This window comes from Thiomonas intermedia (genome assembly GCF_002028405.1).
Classification (GTDB): Bacteria; Pseudomonadota; Gammaproteobacteria; order Burkholderiales; family Burkholderiaceae_C; genus Thiomonas; species Thiomonas intermedia.
Map to the genome: position 1 here is coordinate 2,256,154 of NZ_CP020046.1, position 19,359 is coordinate 2,275,512.

The window sequence follows — 19,359 nt, forward strand, 5'->3', positions numbered from 1 at the left end:
ACGCAGTGGGCGCGCAGGCTGTTTCATCTCAGCGGAATCGCACCTGCCAGGCAAACACGATCAGGCCCAGCCCGCCAAACAGCAACATGGGCATGGCCGCGGTGATGGCGGGAGGCCAGGTGCCCAGCAGCCCCAGACTTGAAAACAGGGTGTTGAGCAGGATGAACGCTATGCCCAGCACGATGCCGACGAGCACCTTGCCACTGACGCCCTTCGAACGCGTATGCAGATAGGCGAAGGGCAGGGCAAGCAGCAGCATGACCACGGCGCTGAAGGGATAGAACAGCTTTTTCCAGAGCTGGATCTCATAGCGCTCCGCGGCCTGGTGGTTGGCGTGAAGATGCTGGATGTAGCGCCAGAGATCGATGGCCGACATTTTGTCGGGCGCCAGCAGCAGCACGCCGAGCACGCTCGGCGAGAGCGAGGTCTGCCAGCGATAGCTGGGCAACTGGCTCACCTTCAGCGCGGCCCCGGTCTGCTGCGGGAGTTCGGTGCGGGTGACGTCGTGCAGCGTCCAGGTGCCGCCACCCTCGTAACGCCCGCTGGCCGCATGCAGCTCGGCGGCGATCTGGGCCTGGGCATTGAGCACGTAGATGTGCACGTCGGTGAGATCACCGCGGGTATTGATGGCCCTGATGTTGACGGTCTGATTGCCGCTCTGGTCCGAATCGTTGCGCAGCCAGATGCCTGAGGCGAGTTGCGTGCCGATGCCCGAGCCCTGCCCGGACTGCAAGCGCGCAGAGAGTTGGCCGGCCGCGGGTGCCAGCCATTCGCCGAGGAAAAACAAGGTGATGACCAGGGCCGCCGCCAGCTGGAGCAGGAGTCCGAGCGCGGCGCGCGGAATCAGGCCTGAAATCCGCAGAATGACGAACTCGCTGCTTGCCGCCAGGGAGGCCAGTGCGAAGACGCCGCCGACCAGAGTGGCGATGGGCAAGACCTCATAGGCGCGGCCCGGCATGCTCAGCGCCACGTGCAGCAGCGTGCCGCTGAGACTGAAACCGGGTCTGCCGAGACTGCTCAGATCGTTGAGCATGTCGATGAAGAACAGCAGCGCCAGAAAGGCCAGCGTCACCAGGCCTACGGCGCTGAGCACATGCAGCAGCAGAAAGCGGCGCACGGTGCGCATCAGGCGTGGGCCTCCGAACGCGTCCGGCTTGGCCACAGGCGGTGCAGCCAGCCGCTGCCCCGGAGCATCAGCAGCAGCAGGAACAAAGCGGCGCCACCATGCACCAGCAGGAATCCCCCTGAAAAACTGAGCCGACCTTCGCTGATCCAGCCCTGCAGCACGTTGAGCAGGTTGAAATAGATCAGGTAGACCAGGATCGCGCTGATCAGGCTGCCCGCCCGCCCCGTGCGCACCGAACCCGAGGACAGCGGCAGCGCCATCAGGGCCAGCAGAGCGGCGGAGAAGGGCACGCCCAGGCGCCAGGACAGTTCACCCAGCCAGTTGGGGATGGCGGGGTTGAACAGATACTCCGTCGGTACGTTGCGGCTCGGTTGTGTCAGCCAGTTGACCGGGCCCGACTTGTTATCCGCCATATTGTTCAGGCCCGAGGTGGCGTCCAGACGCATGTCGAGGGCATCGAAGGAGGTGATGGTGTAGTTGGCCTGACCGGGCGTATGCGCGTAGCGGTTGCCGTTGCGCAGCACCAGGAAGGGTTGTCCGTCGATGCGCTGCACCTGCGCGGAGCGCGCTGTGATCAGGACGGTCTGTCCGGAGGTGTCGTCGCGGATGAAGATGTCGTGCGCCACGCCGCCGGCCTGCGCGCCCTTGTCGATGAAAAACACCCGCTTGCCCGAAGCCGACTCGCGGAACTGGCCGGGCGCCACACGCGAGATGTCCGAGCGTTGCTCGAAGCGCGTGCGCAGCGCCGTGGACTGCTGATTGGCCCAGGGCCAGGCGAACAGCGTGAGCGCTGCGATGAGCAGCAGAATCGGCCAGCAAAAGCGCAGCACACTGCTCATCAGCCGCACCCGGCCGACGCCGGTGGTGCGCCAGATGGTCATCTCCGAATCCAGCCACATGCGGGTGAAGGTGAGCAGCACCGCCAGGAAAAGCGACAGGGTGATGACGATCTGCAGATAGCTCAGCGCCGTCAGGCCGATCAGCAGGAACACGTCCTGCGGGCTGGCCTGGCCGTCGGAGGCCTGACCCAGAATGCGGATCAGCATCAGGGTGATGACCACGGTGAACAGCACGGTGAATGCGCCGCCGAAATTGCGGCTCATTTCACGTCGCAGGGTCAGATCGAGAAGCATGGAAAAACGGGCGGCTGGTGCGATGAGGGCGGCATGCCGCAATAGCGGGCGCCAAGCAGGGCACGATGGAATAATGCATGCCACACTTACTCAGGAACCCTGAACATGAAATTCAGTATATCCGCCGTCAAGAAGCCTCTGCAGACCAAAACCGACGCTTTGGTGGTCTTCGTCCCTGAAGGGCGTGGTGCCAGCGGGCTGCCCGATGCCGAGGCGCTTGACGACCTGATTGCCCAGCTCGCCGTCGATGGCGATTTCAAGGCCAAACCCGGCAGTGTCCAGTTGTTGCACCGCCCCGCAGTCGTCGGGGCGCGCCGCCTGCTGCTGGTGGGACTGGCCGCCAAGCCTGAACTGCGCGACTGGAAGAAATCGCTGCAGGCCGCGGCCAATAGGCTCAAGACCTTGCCGGTGAAGCAGGCGCATCTGCTTTCGCTCAATGGGCTGGACACGATGGCCGAACTCACGCCCACCGTGTTCTCCGAGGTGTTCTACCGTTACGACACCACGCGGACGGTGGAAGACGCCGATCAGCCGCAGCTCGAAGCCCTCCACCTCTGCGCCGTGGGCGGCGACGCGGTGCCGGCCCAGGCGAAGGCCACGCTGCAGTTGGCCGAGTCGGTCGCCATCGGCGTGCGGCTCACCCGCGAACTCGCCAACCTGCCCCCCAATTACTGCACGCCCGTCTATCTGGGCGAGATGGCGAAGAAGATGGCCAAGTTTCACGGCCTGGACTGCAAGGTGCTGGGGCGTCCCGAGATGGAGAAACTCGGCATGGGATCGTTCCTCGCCGTGGCGCAGGGTTCGACCCAGCCGCCCCGTTTCATCGTGCTCGAGTATCGCGGCGCGGGCAAGAAGGATGCGCCCCATGTGCTCGTGGGCAAGGGCGTGACCTTCGACACCGGTGGCATTTCGCTCAAACCCGGCGCCGAGATGGATGAAATGAAGTTCGACATGTGCGGGGCCGCGTCCGTTCTTGGTGCCTTCGAGGCCCTCGCGCGGATTAAGCCGAAGCTCAATGTCGTCGGCCTGATCGCCGCCACGGAAAACATGCCCGATGGCAGCGCCGTCAAGCCCGGGGATGTGGTCACCAGCATGTCGGGCCAGACCATCGAGATTCTCAACACCGATGCCGAAGGGCGCCTCATCCTGTGTGACGCGCTGACCTATGCGGCGCGCTACAAGCCGCAGTCGGTGGTGGACATCGCCACCCTGACGGGCGCCTGCGTGATTGCGCTGGGCAAGGTCAACAGCGGCCTGTTCACCGACGACGACGCGCTGGCCCAGGCCTTGCTCGATGCCGGTCGCGCCACGCTCGATCCCTGCTGGCGCATGCCGCTGGAGGCCGATTACGCCGACGCGCTCAAGAGCAATTTCGCCGATGTCGCCAATATCGGCGGTCGGCCGGCCGGCGCGATCACCGCGGCTTGCTTTCTCTGGCGTTTCGCCAAGGACTACCGCTGGGCGCATCTCGACATCGCGGGTACGGCCTGGAACAGCGGTGCGAACAAGGGTGCCACCGGGCGTCCGGTGCCGCTGCTGGTGCGCTATCTGCTCTCGCAGGTGCAATGAGCGCCGTCCGCTAGATCGCTGCCGAGATTGGTCATGTCCTGCGCCATCGAGTTTCGTGTGAACCTGCCCGATCCCCTGCGCTACGTCTGCGGCCTGCTGCGTACCGCGACGCAGCGCGGCGCGCGCTTGCTGGTGGCGGCGCCGCAGCCCTTTCTCACGGAACTCGATGCGATGCTGTGGACCTTCCAGCCCGGCAGCTTTGTGCCGCATGTCTGGCAGGAAGATCCGCTCGTCGAGAAGACGCCCGTGATCCTTGCCTCCCAGCCGGATCTTCGACGCGTCGGGCGCTTGAATGCCCTGGTGAATCTGGGCCCTGACCTCGTGGAGGGGTGGGAGTCGCTGGACCGGGTGATCGAGCTCGTCAGCGAAAACGGGCCCGACAAGCCCGCGGCCCGTGAGCGCTTGCGTGCCTACCGTGCCGCGGGCTTCGATCCGACCATCATCCAGGCTCGCCCATGAAGCCCACGCCGCCGAATCACGTCGTTCTTCCCGTGCTCACCGAGCGCCTGCCCTCCGCCGATGCCGTCATCGCGGAAGACCTGCGGGTTGCGTTCGAGGTGCAACCTTCGGCCTATGCCGAGGCGGTCTATCGTGGGACCGATGAGCAAGCAGGCGACATTCCGGTGGCCGAGTTGCAGGCAAACGTCGCACTGGATCGGCGATGGGAGCCTCTGAGGCCCGCACTGCGTCAGCAGGTGCTGGCCTTGGTGCAGGCTGAGCTTGACGCCCTGGCGCCGCAATTGGCCGATCGCCTGTTCGAGGCGCTTGAACCCGCCCTGCGCGCCTCGATGAGCCTGGTCCCGAAGGACGACGAGCTTTCGTGAGGGCGGCCGCGGCCTGGTGCTGCAAACTGAAATAAACCTGTCGACCTGTCAACTCGATCCATCCCGGGCACATTGCTTGCTAGTGTTGGGAAAGGCGATCTGTTCAAAAATCTGTAACTCAGCTAATGTATCGCCCTGTCAGACTTGATCCTGACTTCACAACACTACACACGACTTTACTTTTTGGAGGCTCATTCATGAAGCTCAAATATTTTGCTCCGCTGCTGGCCCTGTCCATGGCAATCGGCACCGCGTATGCTGAAGACACCGTGACCGTGACCATCGGTAGCGCATCTCCCCTGTCCGGCCCGCAAGCCAGCTTCGGCCAGGACAACGCCAACGGCGTGAAGATGGCCGTCAAGGACCTGAACGCTCAGAACATTGTCATCGGTGGCAAGAAGATCGTCTGGAAGGTCGATGCCCAGGACGATCAGGCCGACCCGAAACAAGCCACCACCGTGGCCCAGAAATTCGTCGATGAAAAGGTCAACGGCGTCGTCGGACACCTGAACTCCGGCTGCACCTTCCCCGCATCGCGCATTTACAACAACGCCGGCATTCCCGACATCACCCCGTCGTCCACCGATCCCAAGATTTCCACCCAGGGATTCAAGACCTTCTTCCGCATCATCGCCAACGACAACGCGCTGGGCTCGGGCCTGGCCGACTATGCCAAGAACAAGCTCAAGGCCAAGACCGTCGCCGTGATCGACGACCGTACCGCCTACGGCCAGGGCGTGGCTGACGTGTTCGCCAAGACCGCGCAGAAAGACGGCATGAAGGTTGCCGACCGCGAATACACCACCGACAAGGCCACCGACTTCTCCGCCATTCTGACCAAGATCAAGGCGTCCAACCCCGACGTCATCTTCTACGGCGGCATGTATCCTCAGGCCGGTCCGCTGGTTCGCCAGATGCGCCAGCTGGGCATCAAGGCCACGCTGATGGGCGGCGACGGCATCTGCGCTCCTGAGCTGGGCAAGCTGGCGGGTGAAGCGGTCGCAGGCACCGTCTGCGCCGAAGGCGGTTCGCCGCTGAGCCAAATGCCGGGTGGCGAAGCCTGGAAGAAGCGCTATGACGCCGAGTTCGGTGCCAGCGCGTTCCAGCTCTACTCGCCCTACTCGTACGACGGCGCCATGGTGCTAGCCCACGCCATGATGAAGGCCAAGTCGGTCGATCCGAAGAAGTACTTGCCCTTCATTCAGAACGTCGACTACAACGGTGTGACCAAGAAGAACATCCACTTCACCAAGACCGGCGAACTGGTGGGTGCGACCATCACCATCTCCGAGTTCGACAAGGATGGCAAGAAGAGCGTAGTTGCCGTGCAGTAACGTGGCACTTAGGGGCGAGCTGCTTTAACGCTCGTCCCTATCGATCGCTCAAGCGCCCTGCGGGGCGCTTTTTTTGGCCCCGCTCACGAGGAGCAGGCAAGCCATACGGGGCTCAGGACAAAAAAAGCCGAGTGCCTGTTTGGCATCTCGGCTCGTGATTGGGGCAGGTCTTGCGATCTGCACCCTTCACAGCAGCAACGTGTGCTGCGTATGAATTACTTTTTCAGCGACAAAACCCACTCGGCCAGTTGCTTGGCCTGGGCGGGGGTGACTTGCGGGTTCGCAGGCATGGGCACCGGGCCCCACACGCCAGACACGCCGTGCAGAATGGCGTTGCTCAGGGTGTCGACCGCGCCGGGCTTGCCAGCGTACTTGGCGGCGACTTCCTGGTAGGACGGGCCAACCAGTTTCTTGTCCACAGCGTGGCAAGCCAGGCAGTTCTTCGATTTGGCCAGGGCCAGCATGTCTTCAGCGGCGAAAGCCGACGACATGGTCATGGTGGCGGCAGCAGCCAGCGCAGCAGCGAAAACAGCTTTTTTCATTCCAGTCCTCCAGAGGGTTAAACAAAACAGGTACAGCCAAGTAACGCATCTTAATCAATTCGGTTGACGCGCTGGGGCGGAACTCGGCGAGAATCGCGCCATCGGCGGTTCAGATTGATCACAAGCAACACGGGCGATGCAAAGGCGTGTTTCCTTTTGTATCTTGTCGGTATTTCCTCACAAGGGCAGAGCGTCATGGCATTCGTCATTCTGGGTCTGATTTTCATCGCGCTCAAAGTTCTGGACGTGGCGCCAGTGGCGTCCTGGTCGTGGTGGTGGGTGCTTTTGCCTCTGGCGCTGGCGTTCGTCTGGTGGGAAATCATCGATCCCATGTTCAGCATCTCGAAAAAGCGGGCTATGAACGACATGGCCGATCGTCAGAAGGCCAGACGCCAGAAGTACCGGGAGAGTCTCGGTCTGGGGGGCGAACGCCGAAAAAAATAGACTCTGGGCCGAGTCCCGGGGCCGTGCTGCGATACACTGCGTCGCGTCAGGAGAGAGCCGCATGTGCATGTCTGTGCAGCCGCCGAAGGCGTAAGCCCCATGGTGATTTACCGATGGGGTGTACCGCTCAGGCAAAAGGACTGACCGCACCGCAAGGTGTTCCTCACTGGAGAGTGGCGCTGTAGTCGAGCGCCCACCGAAGGGGCAAGTCTGGTTGCTGACCGGATCAATCTCTCAGGTACCCGGGACAGCGAGGGGTTGAGTGCCGTGTCTTGTGCCGCAGAGGCGGAAGACGCGGCGGCATTGGCGCTTGCGCCTCATCCCCCGCGAGAACTGACGTGTCCCACACTGCATCCGACCTGATTTCCACGCCCTTGCATGCGCTGCACCTCGAACTGGGTGCCCGCATGGTGCCCTTTGCGGGCTACGCCATGCCGGTGCAGTATCCGGCGGGCATTCTGTCGGAGCACCTCCATACTCGACAGGGTGCGGGCTTGTTCGACATTTCGCATATGGGCCAAGTGGCGTTGCGCGGCGACGCTGCGGCTGCGGCGCTGGAGTCACTGGTTCCCATGGACATCCAGGGATTGCCCGAGGGCAAGCAACGCTATGCGCTTTTCACCGAGGCTCAGGGTGGCATCCTCGACGACCTGATGGTGATTCCCCGGCAGCGCGCGGACAGGGCCGGGCAGGAGTTGTTCCTCATCGTCAACGCGGCCTGCAAGGCGCAGGACATCGCGCTGCTGCAGACCTTGTCGGATCGTTGCGAGGTGGTGCCGATGCCCGAGCAGGCCTTGCTGGCGCTGCAGGGGCCGCAGGCCGTGCCGACCTTCGCGCGCCTCGTTCCCCAGGCCGCCGATCTGATCTTCATGATGGGCGCGTGGATGGACGTGCCCGCAGCTGGCGGGCCGGTTCGAATTTTCGCCACGCGCAGCGGTTATACCGGCGAGGATGGTCTGGAGATTTCGGTGGCTGCGGCGGATGCCGATCGGCTCGCGCGGTTGCTGCTCTCGTTGCCCGAGGTGAAGCCCATTGGCCTGGGCGCCCGCGACACCCTGCGCCTCGAAGCCGGTCTGTGTCTTTACGGCCACGATATCGACGTCTCGACGACGCCGGTCGAGGCGGGTCTGACCTGGGCGATTCAGAAGGTGCGACGCACCGGCGGCGCACGCGCCGGGGGTTTTCCGGGTGCCGACATCATTCTGTCGCAGATCGACAACCCGACGCTGGCACCCCGACGCCGCATCGGCCTGATTGGCCTGGACCGCACGCCCGTGCGCGAGGGCGTCGATCTGCTCGCCGCCGACGGTCGTCACGCGGGCCGTGTGACCAGCGGCAGCTTCGCGCCGAGCGCGGGTGGCCCGGTGGCGATGGCCTACGTCACCGCCGAGTTCGCCGTCCCCGGCGGCACGCTGTATGCGCAGGTGCGCGGACGCGCCGTACCCATGCAGTTGCAACCCATGCCCTTCGTCCCGCATCGCTATTGGCGTGGTTGAAGGCTTGTTTCAACCTGATTTTTTGACGCCCCCATCACTTCCCTTTTTTGGATACCCGGAGTTCTCCATGAGCCTGAAATTCACCCCCGACCATGAATGGATTCGCGTTGACGCCGCCGGCGTTGCCACGGTGGGCATCACCCCCCATGCGCAAGATGCGCTGGGCGATGTTGTGTTCGTCGATCTGCCCGAGGTGGGCCGCGCCGTCGCCGCACACGACACCGTGGGCGTGGTCGAGTCGGTGAAAGCCGCAGCCGACGTGTTCAGCCCGGTTTCGGGCGAAGTGACCGAGGTGAACGAAACCCTGCGCGCCGATCCCTCGCTGGCCAACACCGATCCGCAGGACAGCGGCTGGTTCTTCCGCATCAAGCTGTCCGACCCAGGCCAGCTCGACGGCCTCATGGACGAAGCCGCCTACGCCGAACTGCTCAAGAGCGCCTGATTGAGAACGCCGATTACACCTGCCTTGCCGGAGAGACGCATGTTGATGTCCACCCAACCCGCGCTGCGCGAACTCGAAGACGCGCAGGCCTTCCAGCGCCGCCACATCGGCCCCGACGCGGCCGATCAGCAACGCATGCTGTCTGCGCTGGGCGCGAGCGACCTCTCCGGCCTGATGCAGGCGGTGATTCCGGCGGCCATCCGCCGCCAGCAGGCCTTCGATCTGCCGGCCGCCGTCGACGAAGCTCAGGCGTTGAAGGAATTGCGCGGCCTCGCCAGCAGCAACCAGGTGATGCGCAGCTACATCGGCCAAGGCTATTTCAACGCCTTGATGCCCGGCGTCATCCAGCGCAATGTGCTGGAAAATCCCGCCTGGTACACCGCCTACACGCCTTACCAGCCCGAGATCAGCCAAGGGCGCCTGGAGGCGCTGCTCAATTTCCAGACCATGGTCGCCGATCTCACCGGCATGGATGTATCCAACGCCTCCATGCTCGACGAAGCGACCGCGGCCGCCGAGGCCATGACCCTGGCGTTGCGATCGAGCAAGAGCAAGTCGCAGCGCTTCTTCGTGGCCGACGATGTGCTGCCGCAAACCCTCGAAGTGCTGCACACCCGTGCCGCGCCACTTGGCATCGAGGTGGTCAGCGGTGCGGTGGATGAAGCGCTCGAAGGCGAGTATTTCGGCGTGCTGCTGCAGTATCCCGGCGTGGACGGCGCCGTGCGCGATGACCGCGAGCGCATCGCCGCGCTCAAGGCCCGGGGCATCCTGGTGGTCGTGGCGGCCGACCTTCTGGCGCTCACCCTGCTGATGTCGCCGGGCGAACTAGGCGCCGACATCGCCTGCGGCACGACCCAGCGCTTCGGTCTGCCGCTGGGCCTGGGCGGCCCGCACGCCGGCTATCTGGCGGTGCGCGATGCGCTCAAGCGCTCGTTGCCCGGTCGTCTGGTCGGCGTCAGCCAGGACGCGCACGGACAACCGGCCTACCGCCTGGCGCTGCAAACCCGCGAGCAGCACATCCGCCGCGAAAAGGCCACCAGCAATATCTGCACCGCGCAGGTGCTGCCGGCCGTGCTGGCGAGCATGTATGCGGTCTATCACGGCCCCGAGGGGCTGCGCCGCATTGCCCAGCGGGTGCACGCCTATGCCGTGTTGCTGGCGCGGGGCCTGGAGCAGGCGGGTCTGCCGGTGCTCAATGCCGACTTTTTCGACACCCTCACGGTGCATACGGGCGCGCGCACCGCAGACGTGCATGCGGCAGCGCTGTCGCGGGGCATCAACTTCCGCCGCATCGGCGAACAGCATGTCGCGGTATCGCTGGACGAAACCGTGACCCGCGCCGATCTGGCCGACATCCTGGCCTGCTTTGGCGTGGATGCAGCGCCGCTGTTCACCGCGGCCGAGAAAGGCGTGGCGCCGCGCTGGCCGCAGCAGCTCGCCCGCACCAGCGAAATCCTCAGTCATCCGGTGTTCCGCCGCTATCACAGCGAAACCGAGATGCTGCGCTACCTGCGCCGTCTGGCCGACAAAGACATTGCGCTCGACCGCGCCATGATTCCGCTGGGCTCCTGCACCATGAAGCTCAACGCCACGAGCGAGATGGTGCCCATCACCTGGCCCGAGTTCGCGTCCATCCATCCCTTTGCGCCGCCCGACCAGACGCGCGGCTATGCCCAGCTCGCGCAGCAGCTCGAACAATGGTTGTGCGCCGCCACGGGCTACGACGCCATGTGCCTGCAGCCAAACGCCGGATCGCAGGGCGAGTACGCCGGCCTGCTGGTCATTCGCGCCTATCACGCCAGTCGGGGGGAAGGGCATCGCGATGTCTGCCTCATTCCATCGTCGGCCCACGGCACCAACCCCGCCTCGGCCCAGATGGTGGGCATGCGGGTGGTCGTCACCGCCTGCGATGCTCAGGGCAACGTCGATCTGGCCGATCTGCGCGCCAAGGCCGAGCAGCACGCGGGCCAGCTCGCCGCGTGCATGATCACCTACCCGAGCACGCACGGCGTGTTCGAGACCGAAGTGCGCGCCATCTGCGACATCATCCATGAGCATGGCGGGCAGGTGTATGTCGACGGCGCGAATATGAACGCGCTGGTCGGCCTGGCCAGTCCGCCCGAGTTCGGCGCGGACGTGTCGCACCTCAATCTGCACAAGACCTTCTGCATTCCGCACGGCGGCGGCGGCCCGGGCGTGGGGCCGATCGGCGTGCGCGCCCACCTTGCCCCGTTCCTGCCGGTGCATCGTGCCGCGGGCTTGGAGCGTGAAGGCGCCGTCGGTGCGGTCAGCGCCACGCCGCTGGGCAATGCCAGCGTGCTGCCGATTTCGTGGATGTATATGCGCATGATGGGCGCGGACGGCCTGACCCAGGCCAGCCGCGTGGCCATTCTGTCGGCCAACTACATCGCCGAGAAGCTCAAGGACCACTATCCGGTGCTCTACACCGGCGAGAACGGCCGCGTGGCGCACGAGTGCATTCTCGACCTGCGCCCGCTGAAGGACGCCACGGGCATCAGCAACGAAGACGTGGCCAAGCGCCTGATGGACTACGGCTTCCATGCGCCGACCATGAGCTTCCCGGTGCCCGGCACGCTGATGATCGAGCCGACCGAAAGCGAGGCGCTCGCGGAACTCGACCGCTTCATCGACGCCATGATCGCCATCCGCGCCGAGATTGCCCGGGTGGAAAAGGGGGATTGGCCACGCGAGGACAATCCGCTCAAGTCCGCCCCGCATACCGCAGGCAGCGTGCTCGGCGCGGATTGGGCGCATGCCCACAGCCGCGAGGAGGCCGCTTTCCCGACGCCGGCGCTGAAGGCAAGCAAGTACTGGCCGCCCGTGGGCCGGGTGGACAACGCCTGGGGCGACCGCAACCTGCAGTGCGCCTGCCTGCCCATCAGCGACTACGCCTAAGAATCGCATCATGCACACCCCTGAAATCCGACAACATTTCGCCAGCGACAACTACGCTGGCATCTGCCCCGAAGCCCTGCACTGGCTGCTGCAGGCCAATGCCTCGGGCCATCAGCCGGCCTACGGCGACGACGGCTGGACGCATCGCGTCTCCGACCGGCTGCGCGAGCTGTTCCAGACCGACTGCGACGTCTACTTCGTGTTCAACGGCACCTCGGCCAATTCGCTGGCGCTGGCGTCCATGTGCCAGAGCTATCACTCGGTGATCTGCACCCCGGTGGCCCACATCGAAACCGACGAGTGCGGCTGCCCGGAGTTTTTCTCCGGCGGGTCGAAATTGCTGATCACCGAGGCCGAAAGCGCGCAGGCGCGGCGCGGCAAGCTCACGCCCGATGCCATCGACGCACTGGTCACCAAGCGCAGCGACATCCACTTCCCCAAGCCCAAGGTCGTCTCCATCACCCAGGCCACCGAACTCGGTACCGTGTACAGCGTCGAGGAGGTGAGGGCGATTGCCGCCATGGCCAAGCGCCACCATCTCAAGCTGCACATGGACGGCGCGCGCTTCGCCAACGCCGTGGCCACGCTGGGCTGTCATCCGAGCGACATCACCTGGCGCGCCGGCGTGGACGTGCTGTGCTTCGGCGGCACCAAGAACGGCCTGCCGGTGGGCGAGGCCGTGGTGTTCTTCGACCGCGACATGTCCGCCGATTTTGCCTGGCGGGTGAAGCAGGCCGGACAACTCGCCTCGAAAATGCGCTTCATTTCCGCGCCCTGGCTGGGCATGCTGGAAAACGACACCTGGCTGCGTCACGCCAGTCATGCCAACGCCATGGCGCAGCGCTTGTACGCGGCCATCCATGCGGTGCCCGGCGTGCGGGTGATGCATCCGCCCGAGGCCAACGCCGTGTTCGCCCATCTGCCTCGTGCCGTCATCGACACCCTGCACGGCAAGGGCTGGCGCTTCTACGAATTCATCGCCGACGGCGGCTGCCGCCTGATGTGTGCCTGGGACACCACGCCGGAATCGGTCGACGCTTTCGCTGCCGACCTCGTCGCGGCCAGCGAGGCGCAGGCCTGAGTTGATGTAGACGCCATGGCCGTCTCGGTGTTCGATCTGTTCAAGGTGGGCATCGGCCCCAGCAGCTCGCACACCGTGGGGCCGATGCGGGCCGCGCATCTGTTCGTCGAACACCTGCGGCATGCCGGCCTGCTCGATCGCGCCGCACGCCTGATCTGCGCGTTGCATGGCTCGCTCGGCGCCACCGGCAAGGGCCATGGCAGCGACACCGCCGTGATGCTCGGCCTCATGGGCGAGGCGCCCGACACGGTCGATGTCGACAGCGTGCCGCGCAAGATGGCCGCTTTGCGCTCGCAACACCGACTGGCGCTGCCTGGCGGGCCGGTGCTCGATTTCGACCCCGTGCGCGACATCGTCTTCCACGCCCTGCAGCCTCTGCCGATGCATGCCAACGGCCTGCGTTTCACCGCCTTCGATGCGCAAGGCGCCGAGCTTGCGCAGCGGGTGTATTACTCGGTCGGCGGCGGCTTCGTGGTGAGCGAACAACTCGCCGCCGATGGCAGTCGCCAACAGGCCATTGCGCCCGATACCACGGTACTTCCGCTGCCTTTCCATAGCGGGGCCGAACTGCTGGTTCTGGCCCGCCAGCACGGCAGCATCGCCGCCGTCATGCGCATCAACGAACGCCACTGGCGCGACGACGCCGACATCGATTCGGGCCTGCTTGCCATCTGGCGGGTGATGCAGGCCTGCGTGGCGCGCGGCTGCGCGACCGAGGGCGCCTTGCCCGGCTGGCTGAAGGTGCGCCGTCGTGCGGCCGACTGGTATCGCCGCCTCGGGGGCGCGCTGCCGGTACCGGCCGAAGGCGTGCAGTTGCCGCAGGGCGCGCAGTCCGATCCGCTGCAACTGCTCGACTGGGTCAATCTGTTCGCCCTGGCCGTCAACGAAGAAAACGCCGCCGGCGGCCGCGTGGTCACCGCGCCGACCAATGGCGCCGCGGGCATCATCCCCGCCGTGCTGCATTACTACACCCGCTTTGTGCCCGGCGCGAGCGATGCCGGAGTGGCCGATTTCCTGCTCACCGCGGGCGCCATCGGCCTGCTCTACAAGGAGAATGCGTCGATCAGCGGCGCCGAGGTCGGCTGCCAGGGCGAGGTCGGCGTGGCCTGCTCGATGGCGGCGGGCGCCCTCTGCGCCGTGCTCGGCGGTACGCCCGAACAGGTGGAGAACGCTGCCGAGATCGGCATGGAACACCACCTCGGCCTGACCTGCGACCCCGTCGGCGGCCTGGTGCAAGTGCCCTGCATCGAACGCAACGCCATGGCCTCGGTGCAGGCGCTCAACGCCGCACGCATGGCGCTCAACGGCGATGGCCAGCACATCGTTTCGCTCGATCAGGTCATCAAGACCATGCGCGACACCGGCGCCGACATGCAGACCAAGTACAAGGAAACCGCCCGGGGCGGGCTGGCGGTCAACATCGTCGAGTGCTGAAAGCCCAGTGCAGAAGCCGCGGCGCCCAGGCGGATCTCGACGCTTGGGCCGCTATCCTTATGCCCGTGCGGCATGCCGCGTCCTCACCTATTGGCCTACATCCATGATTTTCCTCACTGGAGCCGCCGGTTTTATCGGCGCCAATTTCGTCCACCACTGGCTGGGCACGCAGACTGAACCCGTGCTGGTGCTCGACGCGCTCACCTACGCCGGCAACCTGGAGAGTCTGGCCAGCGTGCAGGGCGATGCGCGCTACGCCTTCGCGCACGTGGACATCGGCGACCGCCCCGCGGTGGCCGCGCTGCTGGCCGCGCACCGCCCCCGCGCCATCCTGCACTTCGCCGCCGAGAGCCACGTCGACCGCTCCATCCACGGCCCCGGCGACTTCATCCGCACCAATGTGCAAGGCACCTTCGAACTGCTCGAAGCCACCCGTGCCTACTGGGCCGCGCTGCCCGCGGGCGACCAAGCCGCCTTTCGCTTCCTGCACGTCTCCACCGACGAGGTCTACGGCAGCCTCGGGACCGAGGATCCCGCCTTCACCGAGACCACCCCCTACGCCCCCAACAGCCCCTACAGCGCCAGCAAGGCCGCCAGCGACCACCTCGTGCGCGCCTGGCACCACACCTACGGCCTGCCGGTGCTCACCACCAACTGCTCCAACAACTACGGCCCCTACCAGTTCCCCGAGAAACTCATCCCGCTGATGATCCACAACGCCCTGGCCGGCAAGCCCCTGCCGGTCTACGGCGACGGCCAGAACGTGCGCGACTGGCTGTATGTGGAAGACCACTGTCGCGCCATCGCCCGCGTGCTCGACGCCGGGGCGCTGGGCGAGACCTACAACGTCGGCGGTCACAACGAAGTGAAGAACCTCGACGTCGTCCACACCCTGTGCGACCTGCTCGACCGCCTGCGCCCGCGGACCGATGGCCAGAGCTACCGCCGCCAGATCGCTTTTGTGGCCGACCGCCCCGGCCACGACCGCCGCTACGCCATCGACGCCGACAAGATCGCGCGCGAGCTGGGCTGGACGCCGCAGGAAACCTTCACCACCGGTCTGGCGCGCACCGTGCAGTGGTATCTCGACCACGCCGAGTGGGTGGAGCATGTCACCAGCGGCGCCTACCGCCAGTGGGTCGGCCAGCAGTACGGGGCCGTGGCGGCGGTGCAGGCATGACCCCGCCGCGCCTGCTGCTGCTGGGTGCCGACGGCCAGGTCGGCTGGGAGCTGCGCCGCGCCCTGCTGCCGCTGGGCACCGTGCTGCCGATGACCCGCGCGCAGGCCGATCTCAGCGACCTGACCGGCTTGAAGGCCCTGCTCGATCGCGAGCGGCCGGACGTCGTCGTCAACGCCGCCGCCTACACCGCCGTGGACCGGGCCGAGAGCGAGCCCGAGCTGGCGCAGCGCCTCAACGCCGACGCCCCGCAAATGCTGGCCGACTACGCCGCGCAGAACGGCGCCTGGCTGCTGCACTACTCCACCGACTACGTCTTCGACGGCGCCCAACCCGCGCCCTACACCGAGGCCGACACGCCGAATCCGCAAAGCGTCTACGGCCGCAGCAAGCTCGCAGGCGAGCAGGCCATTGCGGCCAGCGGCTGCCGCCACCTCATCCTGCGCACCTCCTGGGTGTATGCGGCGCGCGGGGCCAACTTCGCCAAGACCATGCTCAGGCTCGCCGCCGAGCGCGACAGCCTGCGCGTGGTGGCCGATCAGGTCGGCGCCCCCACCAGCGCCGAACTCATCGCCGACGTCAGCGCGCTGATATTGCACCGACTACAAAGCGACGCGGCACTGGCGCAACGCGCCAGCGGCCTCTACCACCTCACCGCGCAAGGCAGCACCTCCTGGCACGGCTACGCCCAATACGTCATCGCCCAAGCCATCGCCCGCGGCCTGCCGCTGCGCTGCGCCCCCGAGGCCGTGCAGCCCATCGCCACGACCGACTACCCCCTGCCCGCCCCGCGTCCGGCCAACTCCCGCCTCGACTGCACCCGGCTCCAAACCGCCTTCGGCCTCACCCTGCCGCCCTGGTCCATCCAGGTGCAGCGCTTGATTCACGAACTCCCCCGCGACGAACTCCCGAACCCTGAGCGCCCCCTATGACCCAGCCCCGCAAAGGCCTCATCCTCGCCGGTGGCTCCGGCACCCGGCTCTACCCCGTCACCCAGGCCGTGAGCAAGCAGCTGCTGCCGGTGTACGACAAGCCGATGATCTACTACCCGCTGTCCGCGCTCATGCTCGCGGGCATCCGCGACGTGCTCATCATCTCCACCCCGCAGGACACCCCGCGCTTCGAACAACTGCTGGGCGACGGCAGCCAGTGGGGCCTGAACCTGCAGTACGCCGTGCAGCCCAGCCCCGACGGCCTGGCGCAGGCCTTTGTCATCGGCCGCGACTTCATCGCGGGCGCACCGAGCAGCCTGGTGCTGGGCGACAACCTGTTCTGGGGTCACGACCTGCAGGCCTCGCTCAAAGAAGCCCACGCCCAGACCCAGGGCGCCACCGTCTACGCCTACCACGTGCACGACCCCGAACGCTACGGCGTGGTCGAGTTCGACGTCACCGGTCGCGCCATCAGCATCGAAGAAAAACCCAGCCACCCCAAGAGCAACTACGCCGTCACCGGCCTGTACTTCTACGACCGCCAGGTGTGCGACATCGCCGCCAGCCTCAAGCCCTCGCCGCGCGGCGAACTGGAGATCACCGACGTCAACCGCGTCTACCTGGAGCAGGGCAGCCTGCAGGTGCAGACCCTGGGGCGCGGCTATGCCTGGCTGGACACCGGCACCCACGACAGCCTGCTCGAAGCCGGGCAGTTCATCGCCACCATCGAAAAGCGCCAGGGCCTGAAGGTGGCCTGCCCCGAAGAGATCGCCTTCCGCGCCGGATGGATCGACGCTGCCCAGCTCGACCGTTTGGCCGCGCCGATGAAGAAGAACGGCTACGGCCAGTATCTGCTGCGACTGCTGCAGGAGGGCGCATGAAGGTCATTCCCACGGCCCTGCCCGAAGTGCTGATCCTGGAGCCCAAGGTCTTCGGCGACGCCCGCGGCTTCTTCTTCGAGAGCTACAACCGCCAGACCTTCGCCGCCGATACCGGCCTGGATGTCGAGTTCGTGCAGGACAACCACTCGCGCTCGGTGCGCGGGGTCTTGCGCGGCCTGCACTACCAGCTCGTTAAGCCGCAGGGCAAGCTGGTGCGGGCGGTGGCGGGCACGGTGTGGGACGTGGCGGTGGACTTGCGCCGCAGCTCGCCGCGCTTTGGTCAGTGGGTGGGGGTGGAACTCTCGGCCGAGAACCAGCGCCAGCTCTGGGTGCCGCCGGGCTTCGGGCATGGCTTCGTGGTGCTCAGCGAGAGCGCGGACTTCCTCTACAAGACCACCGACTACTGGTACGCCGCGCATGAACGCTCGGTGATCTGGAACGACCCGCAACTGGCCATCGACTGGCGGCTGGAGGGCGCCGATCCTCAGCTTGCCGCCAAGGATGCCGCCGCACCGCGGCTGGCGCAGGCCGTGGCCTACGACTGAGGGCCTCGGCGGCGGTGTGCCGACCCGGCCCCGAGTCGGTTTCATGGAAACGCGGGGGGCTGTTTTACCTGAGGGGATGTCATGCGGAGGTATGCAGGATTCACGGGAAGCGCCATGCAAAGCCCTCCCTCTCCCAACCTCCCCCACGCTGTGGGGGAGGCGTGTTGGCTCCCTCTCCGCTTGTGGGGAGGGCCGGGGCAGGGCGCTGGCTCAAACGGCATCAGGCAGGATTAAGGCAACGCTGAATCAGTCCCTTGCGTGTCGCGCATCCAGGCGGCAGGCGGTCTGCGCCTTGCCTTCCCTCCCGCAGCCCGGCGCGCGCCGTCGCGGGAACTTATTCGGTGTCGCCTTAACTGGGGTTTCGATCCAGGCGGCGCAGAAACCGGCGCACTGAAATAATGCGTCCATGCCCTCCCAACATCCCCCGCTTCTCGATCCCCGCACCGCGCTGCTGCTCACCCTGCCACCCCTGTTCTGGGCCGGCAATGCGGTGGTGGGACGGCTGATGGTGGGACAGATTCCCCCGCTCGCGCTGAGCTTTTACCGCTGGCTCTTTGCGCTGTTGCTGGCCCTGCTCATCGTCGGACCCGATCTGTGGCGCCACCGCGAGGTGTTGCGCCGCAAGTGGAAGTCGCTCGCCGTCATGGGCATTCTGGGCGTGGGCAGCTACAACTCGCTGCAGTATGTGGCGCTGGAGACGACCACGCCGCTCAATGTCTCGCTCATCACCGCGAGCGCGCCCGTGTTCATCCTGCTCATCGGCGGGGCGTTTTACAAACAGCCCGTGGGGCGGGCGCAATGGTTGGGCGCCTTGCTGTCGATGGCGGGTGTGGCGCTGGTCGTGGCCAAGGGCGATCTGGCGCATCTCGCGGCGCTGCATTTCGCGCCGGGCGACCTGATCATGCTGGTGGCCGTGTTTCTCTGGGCCATCTACACCTGGGAGCTGCGGCAGCGGCCTCTGGGCCTGGCGCCGATGACCTCGCTGGCGGCGCAGATGATCTGGGGCGTGGTGTCCATCCTGCCCTTCATGCTGGCCGAGCGCTGGATTGCCGGTCAGTCCACACATTGGGGGCCGCAGGTTTGGGCGGCGCTGGCCTATGTCTCGGTGTTGCCATCGCTCCTGGCCTACTGGTGCTGGGGGAGTGCGGTCGGCAAGGTCGGGGCGCAGATTCCGGCCTATTTCGGCAATCTGGCGCCCTTGTTCGCCGCGCTGCTGAGCTGGCTGTTCCTTCACGAAACCATCCATTGGTATCACCTATGGGCGGCCTTGCTCATCTTCGCCGGGATTCACGTGGCGCTCAACGCGCGCAAGCAGCCGGTTCCGCTGGAGCAGGAACTGTGAAGTGCTTCACACATTCCGACGATCTCGCGGAGCCTCCGGGAACAGGGCGTTGTGATTCGCGGACCGCGCACTGTAAAGTGCGACCGGTCGGCAAAGATACATCTTTGCCCTTGCGCGCCAGCATCCATTCGTCCCTTCCCC

Annotated in this window: 18 protein-coding genes and 2 riboswitches; of the genes, 15 read left to right on the top strand and 3 right to left on the bottom strand. The window is 65.9% G+C overall.

Annotated features, from left to right (window positions below):
• Positions 1–28: 28 nt before the first annotated feature.
• Both lptG and lptF read right to left on the bottom strand, forming a co-directional pair.
• The gene (gene lptG / locus BVH73_RS10565; protein WP_079420533.1) at positions 29–1,126 is read right to left on the bottom strand and encodes an LPS export ABC transporter permease LptG; all 1,098 of its coding nucleotides are present in this window, start codon (positions 1,124–1,126) and stop codon (positions 29–31) included.
• Positions 1,126–2,259 carry an LPS export ABC transporter permease LptF gene (gene lptF / locus BVH73_RS10570; protein ID WP_079420534.1) on the bottom strand — a complete coding sequence of 378 codons (1,134 nt, stop codon included), beginning with the start codon at positions 2,257–2,259 and terminating at the stop codon, positions 1,126–1,128. Before lptF ends, lptG begins: the two co-directional genes overlap by 1 nt.
• A gap of 105 nt (positions 2,260–2,364) precedes the next feature.
• On the opposite strand from lptF, the gene BVH73_RS10575 reads away from it, so the two are divergent.
• The 4 genes from BVH73_RS10575 to BVH73_RS10590 all read left to right on the top strand — a co-directional run bounded on the left by BVH73_RS10575 (position 2,365) and on the right by BVH73_RS10590 (position 5,986).
• Entirely contained in the window at positions 2,365–3,828 is a 1,464-nt protein-coding gene (locus tag BVH73_RS10575) for a leucyl aminopeptidase (protein WP_079418481.1), read from the top strand.
• A 33-nt stretch (positions 3,829–3,861) separates the two neighbouring features.
• Complete coding sequence (locus BVH73_RS10580; protein WP_079418483.1) at positions 3,862–4,287, top strand: DNA polymerase III subunit chi; 426 nt, start codon at positions 3,862–3,864, stop codon at positions 4,285–4,287.
• Positions 4,284–4,652 carry a hypothetical protein gene (locus BVH73_RS10585; protein WP_079418485.1) on the top strand — a complete coding sequence of 123 codons (369 nt, stop codon included), beginning with the start codon at positions 4,284–4,286 and terminating at the stop codon, positions 4,650–4,652. The genes BVH73_RS10580 and BVH73_RS10585 overlap by 4 nt, the downstream gene beginning before the upstream one ends.
• Positions 4,653–4,849: 197 nt before the next feature.
• Positions 4,850–5,986 (top strand): branched-chain amino acid ABC transporter substrate-binding protein, encoded by a 1,137-nt coding sequence (locus BVH73_RS10590; RefSeq protein ID WP_079418487.1) that lies wholly within the window; start codon positions 4,850–4,852, stop codon positions 5,984–5,986.
• A gap of 215 nt (positions 5,987–6,201) precedes the next feature.
• On the opposite strand, the gene BVH73_RS10595 is transcribed toward BVH73_RS10590, so the two are convergent.
• A complete protein-coding gene (locus BVH73_RS10595) occupies positions 6,202–6,528 on the bottom strand; it encodes a c-type cytochrome (protein ID WP_055449086.1) in 327 nt (108 codons plus the stop codon).
• Positions 6,529–6,723: 195 nt separating this feature from the next.
• Here BVH73_RS10595 and BVH73_RS10600 point away from each other — a divergent pair, with 195 nt between their 5' ends.
• The 11 genes from BVH73_RS10600 to BVH73_RS10650 all read left to right on the top strand — a co-directional run bounded on the left by BVH73_RS10600 (position 6,724) and on the right by BVH73_RS10650 (position 19,218).
• A complete protein-coding gene (locus tag BVH73_RS10600; protein ID WP_079420535.1) occupies positions 6,724–6,972 on the top strand; it encodes a TIGR04438 family Trp-rich protein in 249 nt (82 codons plus the stop codon).
• A gap of 37 nt (positions 6,973–7,009) precedes the next feature.
• Positions 7,010–7,124, top strand: a riboswitch (glycine riboswitch).
• 4 nt (positions 7,125–7,128) lie between these two features.
• Positions 7,129–7,233: riboswitch (glycine riboswitch) on the top strand.
• A gap of 77 nt (positions 7,234–7,310) precedes the next feature.
• Positions 7,311–8,468 carry a glycine cleavage system aminomethyltransferase GcvT gene (gcvT, locus tag BVH73_RS10605; protein ID WP_079418489.1) on the top strand — a complete coding sequence of 386 codons (1,158 nt, stop codon included), beginning with the start codon at positions 7,311–7,313 and terminating at the stop codon, positions 8,466–8,468.
• 67 nt (positions 8,469–8,535) lie between these two features.
• Positions 8,536–8,910, top strand: coding sequence for a glycine cleavage system protein GcvH (gcvH, locus tag BVH73_RS10610; RefSeq protein WP_079418491.1), 375 nt, complete (start codon positions 8,536–8,538; stop codon positions 8,908–8,910).
• A gap of 39 nt (positions 8,911–8,949) precedes the next feature.
• Positions 8,950–11,826, top strand: a complete 2,877-nt coding sequence (gcvP, locus tag BVH73_RS10615) for an aminomethyl-transferring glycine dehydrogenase (RefSeq protein WP_079418493.1) — start codon at positions 8,950–8,952, stop codon at positions 11,824–11,826.
• Between the two features lie 10 nt (positions 11,827–11,836).
• Complete coding sequence (locus BVH73_RS10620) at positions 11,837–12,907, top strand: threonine aldolase family protein (protein ID WP_079418495.1); 1,071 nt, start codon at positions 11,837–11,839, stop codon at positions 12,905–12,907.
• Positions 12,908–12,922: 15 nt separating this feature from the next.
• Complete coding sequence (locus BVH73_RS10625) at positions 12,923–14,341, top strand: L-serine ammonia-lyase (protein ID WP_079418497.1); 1,419 nt, start codon at positions 12,923–12,925, stop codon at positions 14,339–14,341.
• A 103-nt stretch (positions 14,342–14,444) separates the two neighbouring features.
• The gene (gene rfbB / locus BVH73_RS10630; protein ID WP_079418499.1) at positions 14,445–15,521 is read left to right on the top strand and encodes a dTDP-glucose 4,6-dehydratase; all 1,077 of its coding nucleotides are present in this window, start codon (positions 14,445–14,447) and stop codon (positions 15,519–15,521) included.
• On the top strand, positions 15,518–16,450 hold the full coding sequence (rfbD, locus tag BVH73_RS10635) for a dTDP-4-dehydrorhamnose reductase (RefSeq protein ID WP_079418501.1): 933 nt from the start codon (positions 15,518–15,520) through the stop codon (positions 16,448–16,450). The genes rfbB and rfbD overlap by 4 nt, the downstream gene beginning before the upstream one ends.
• Entirely contained in the window at positions 16,447–17,331 is an 885-nt protein-coding gene (gene rfbA, locus BVH73_RS10640; protein WP_079418503.1) for a glucose-1-phosphate thymidylyltransferase RfbA, read from the top strand. The genes rfbD and rfbA overlap by 4 nt, the downstream gene beginning before the upstream one ends.
• Entirely contained in the window at positions 17,328–17,876 is a 549-nt protein-coding gene (gene rfbC / locus BVH73_RS10645; RefSeq protein ID WP_079418505.1) for a dTDP-4-dehydrorhamnose 3,5-epimerase, read from the top strand. The genes rfbA and rfbC overlap by 4 nt, the downstream gene beginning before the upstream one ends.
• Positions 17,877–18,282: 406 nt before the next feature.
• Entirely contained in the window at positions 18,283–19,218 is a 936-nt protein-coding gene (locus BVH73_RS10650; RefSeq protein WP_079418507.1) for a DMT family transporter, read from the top strand.
• The last annotated feature ends 141 nt before the right edge of the window (positions 19,219–19,359 follow it).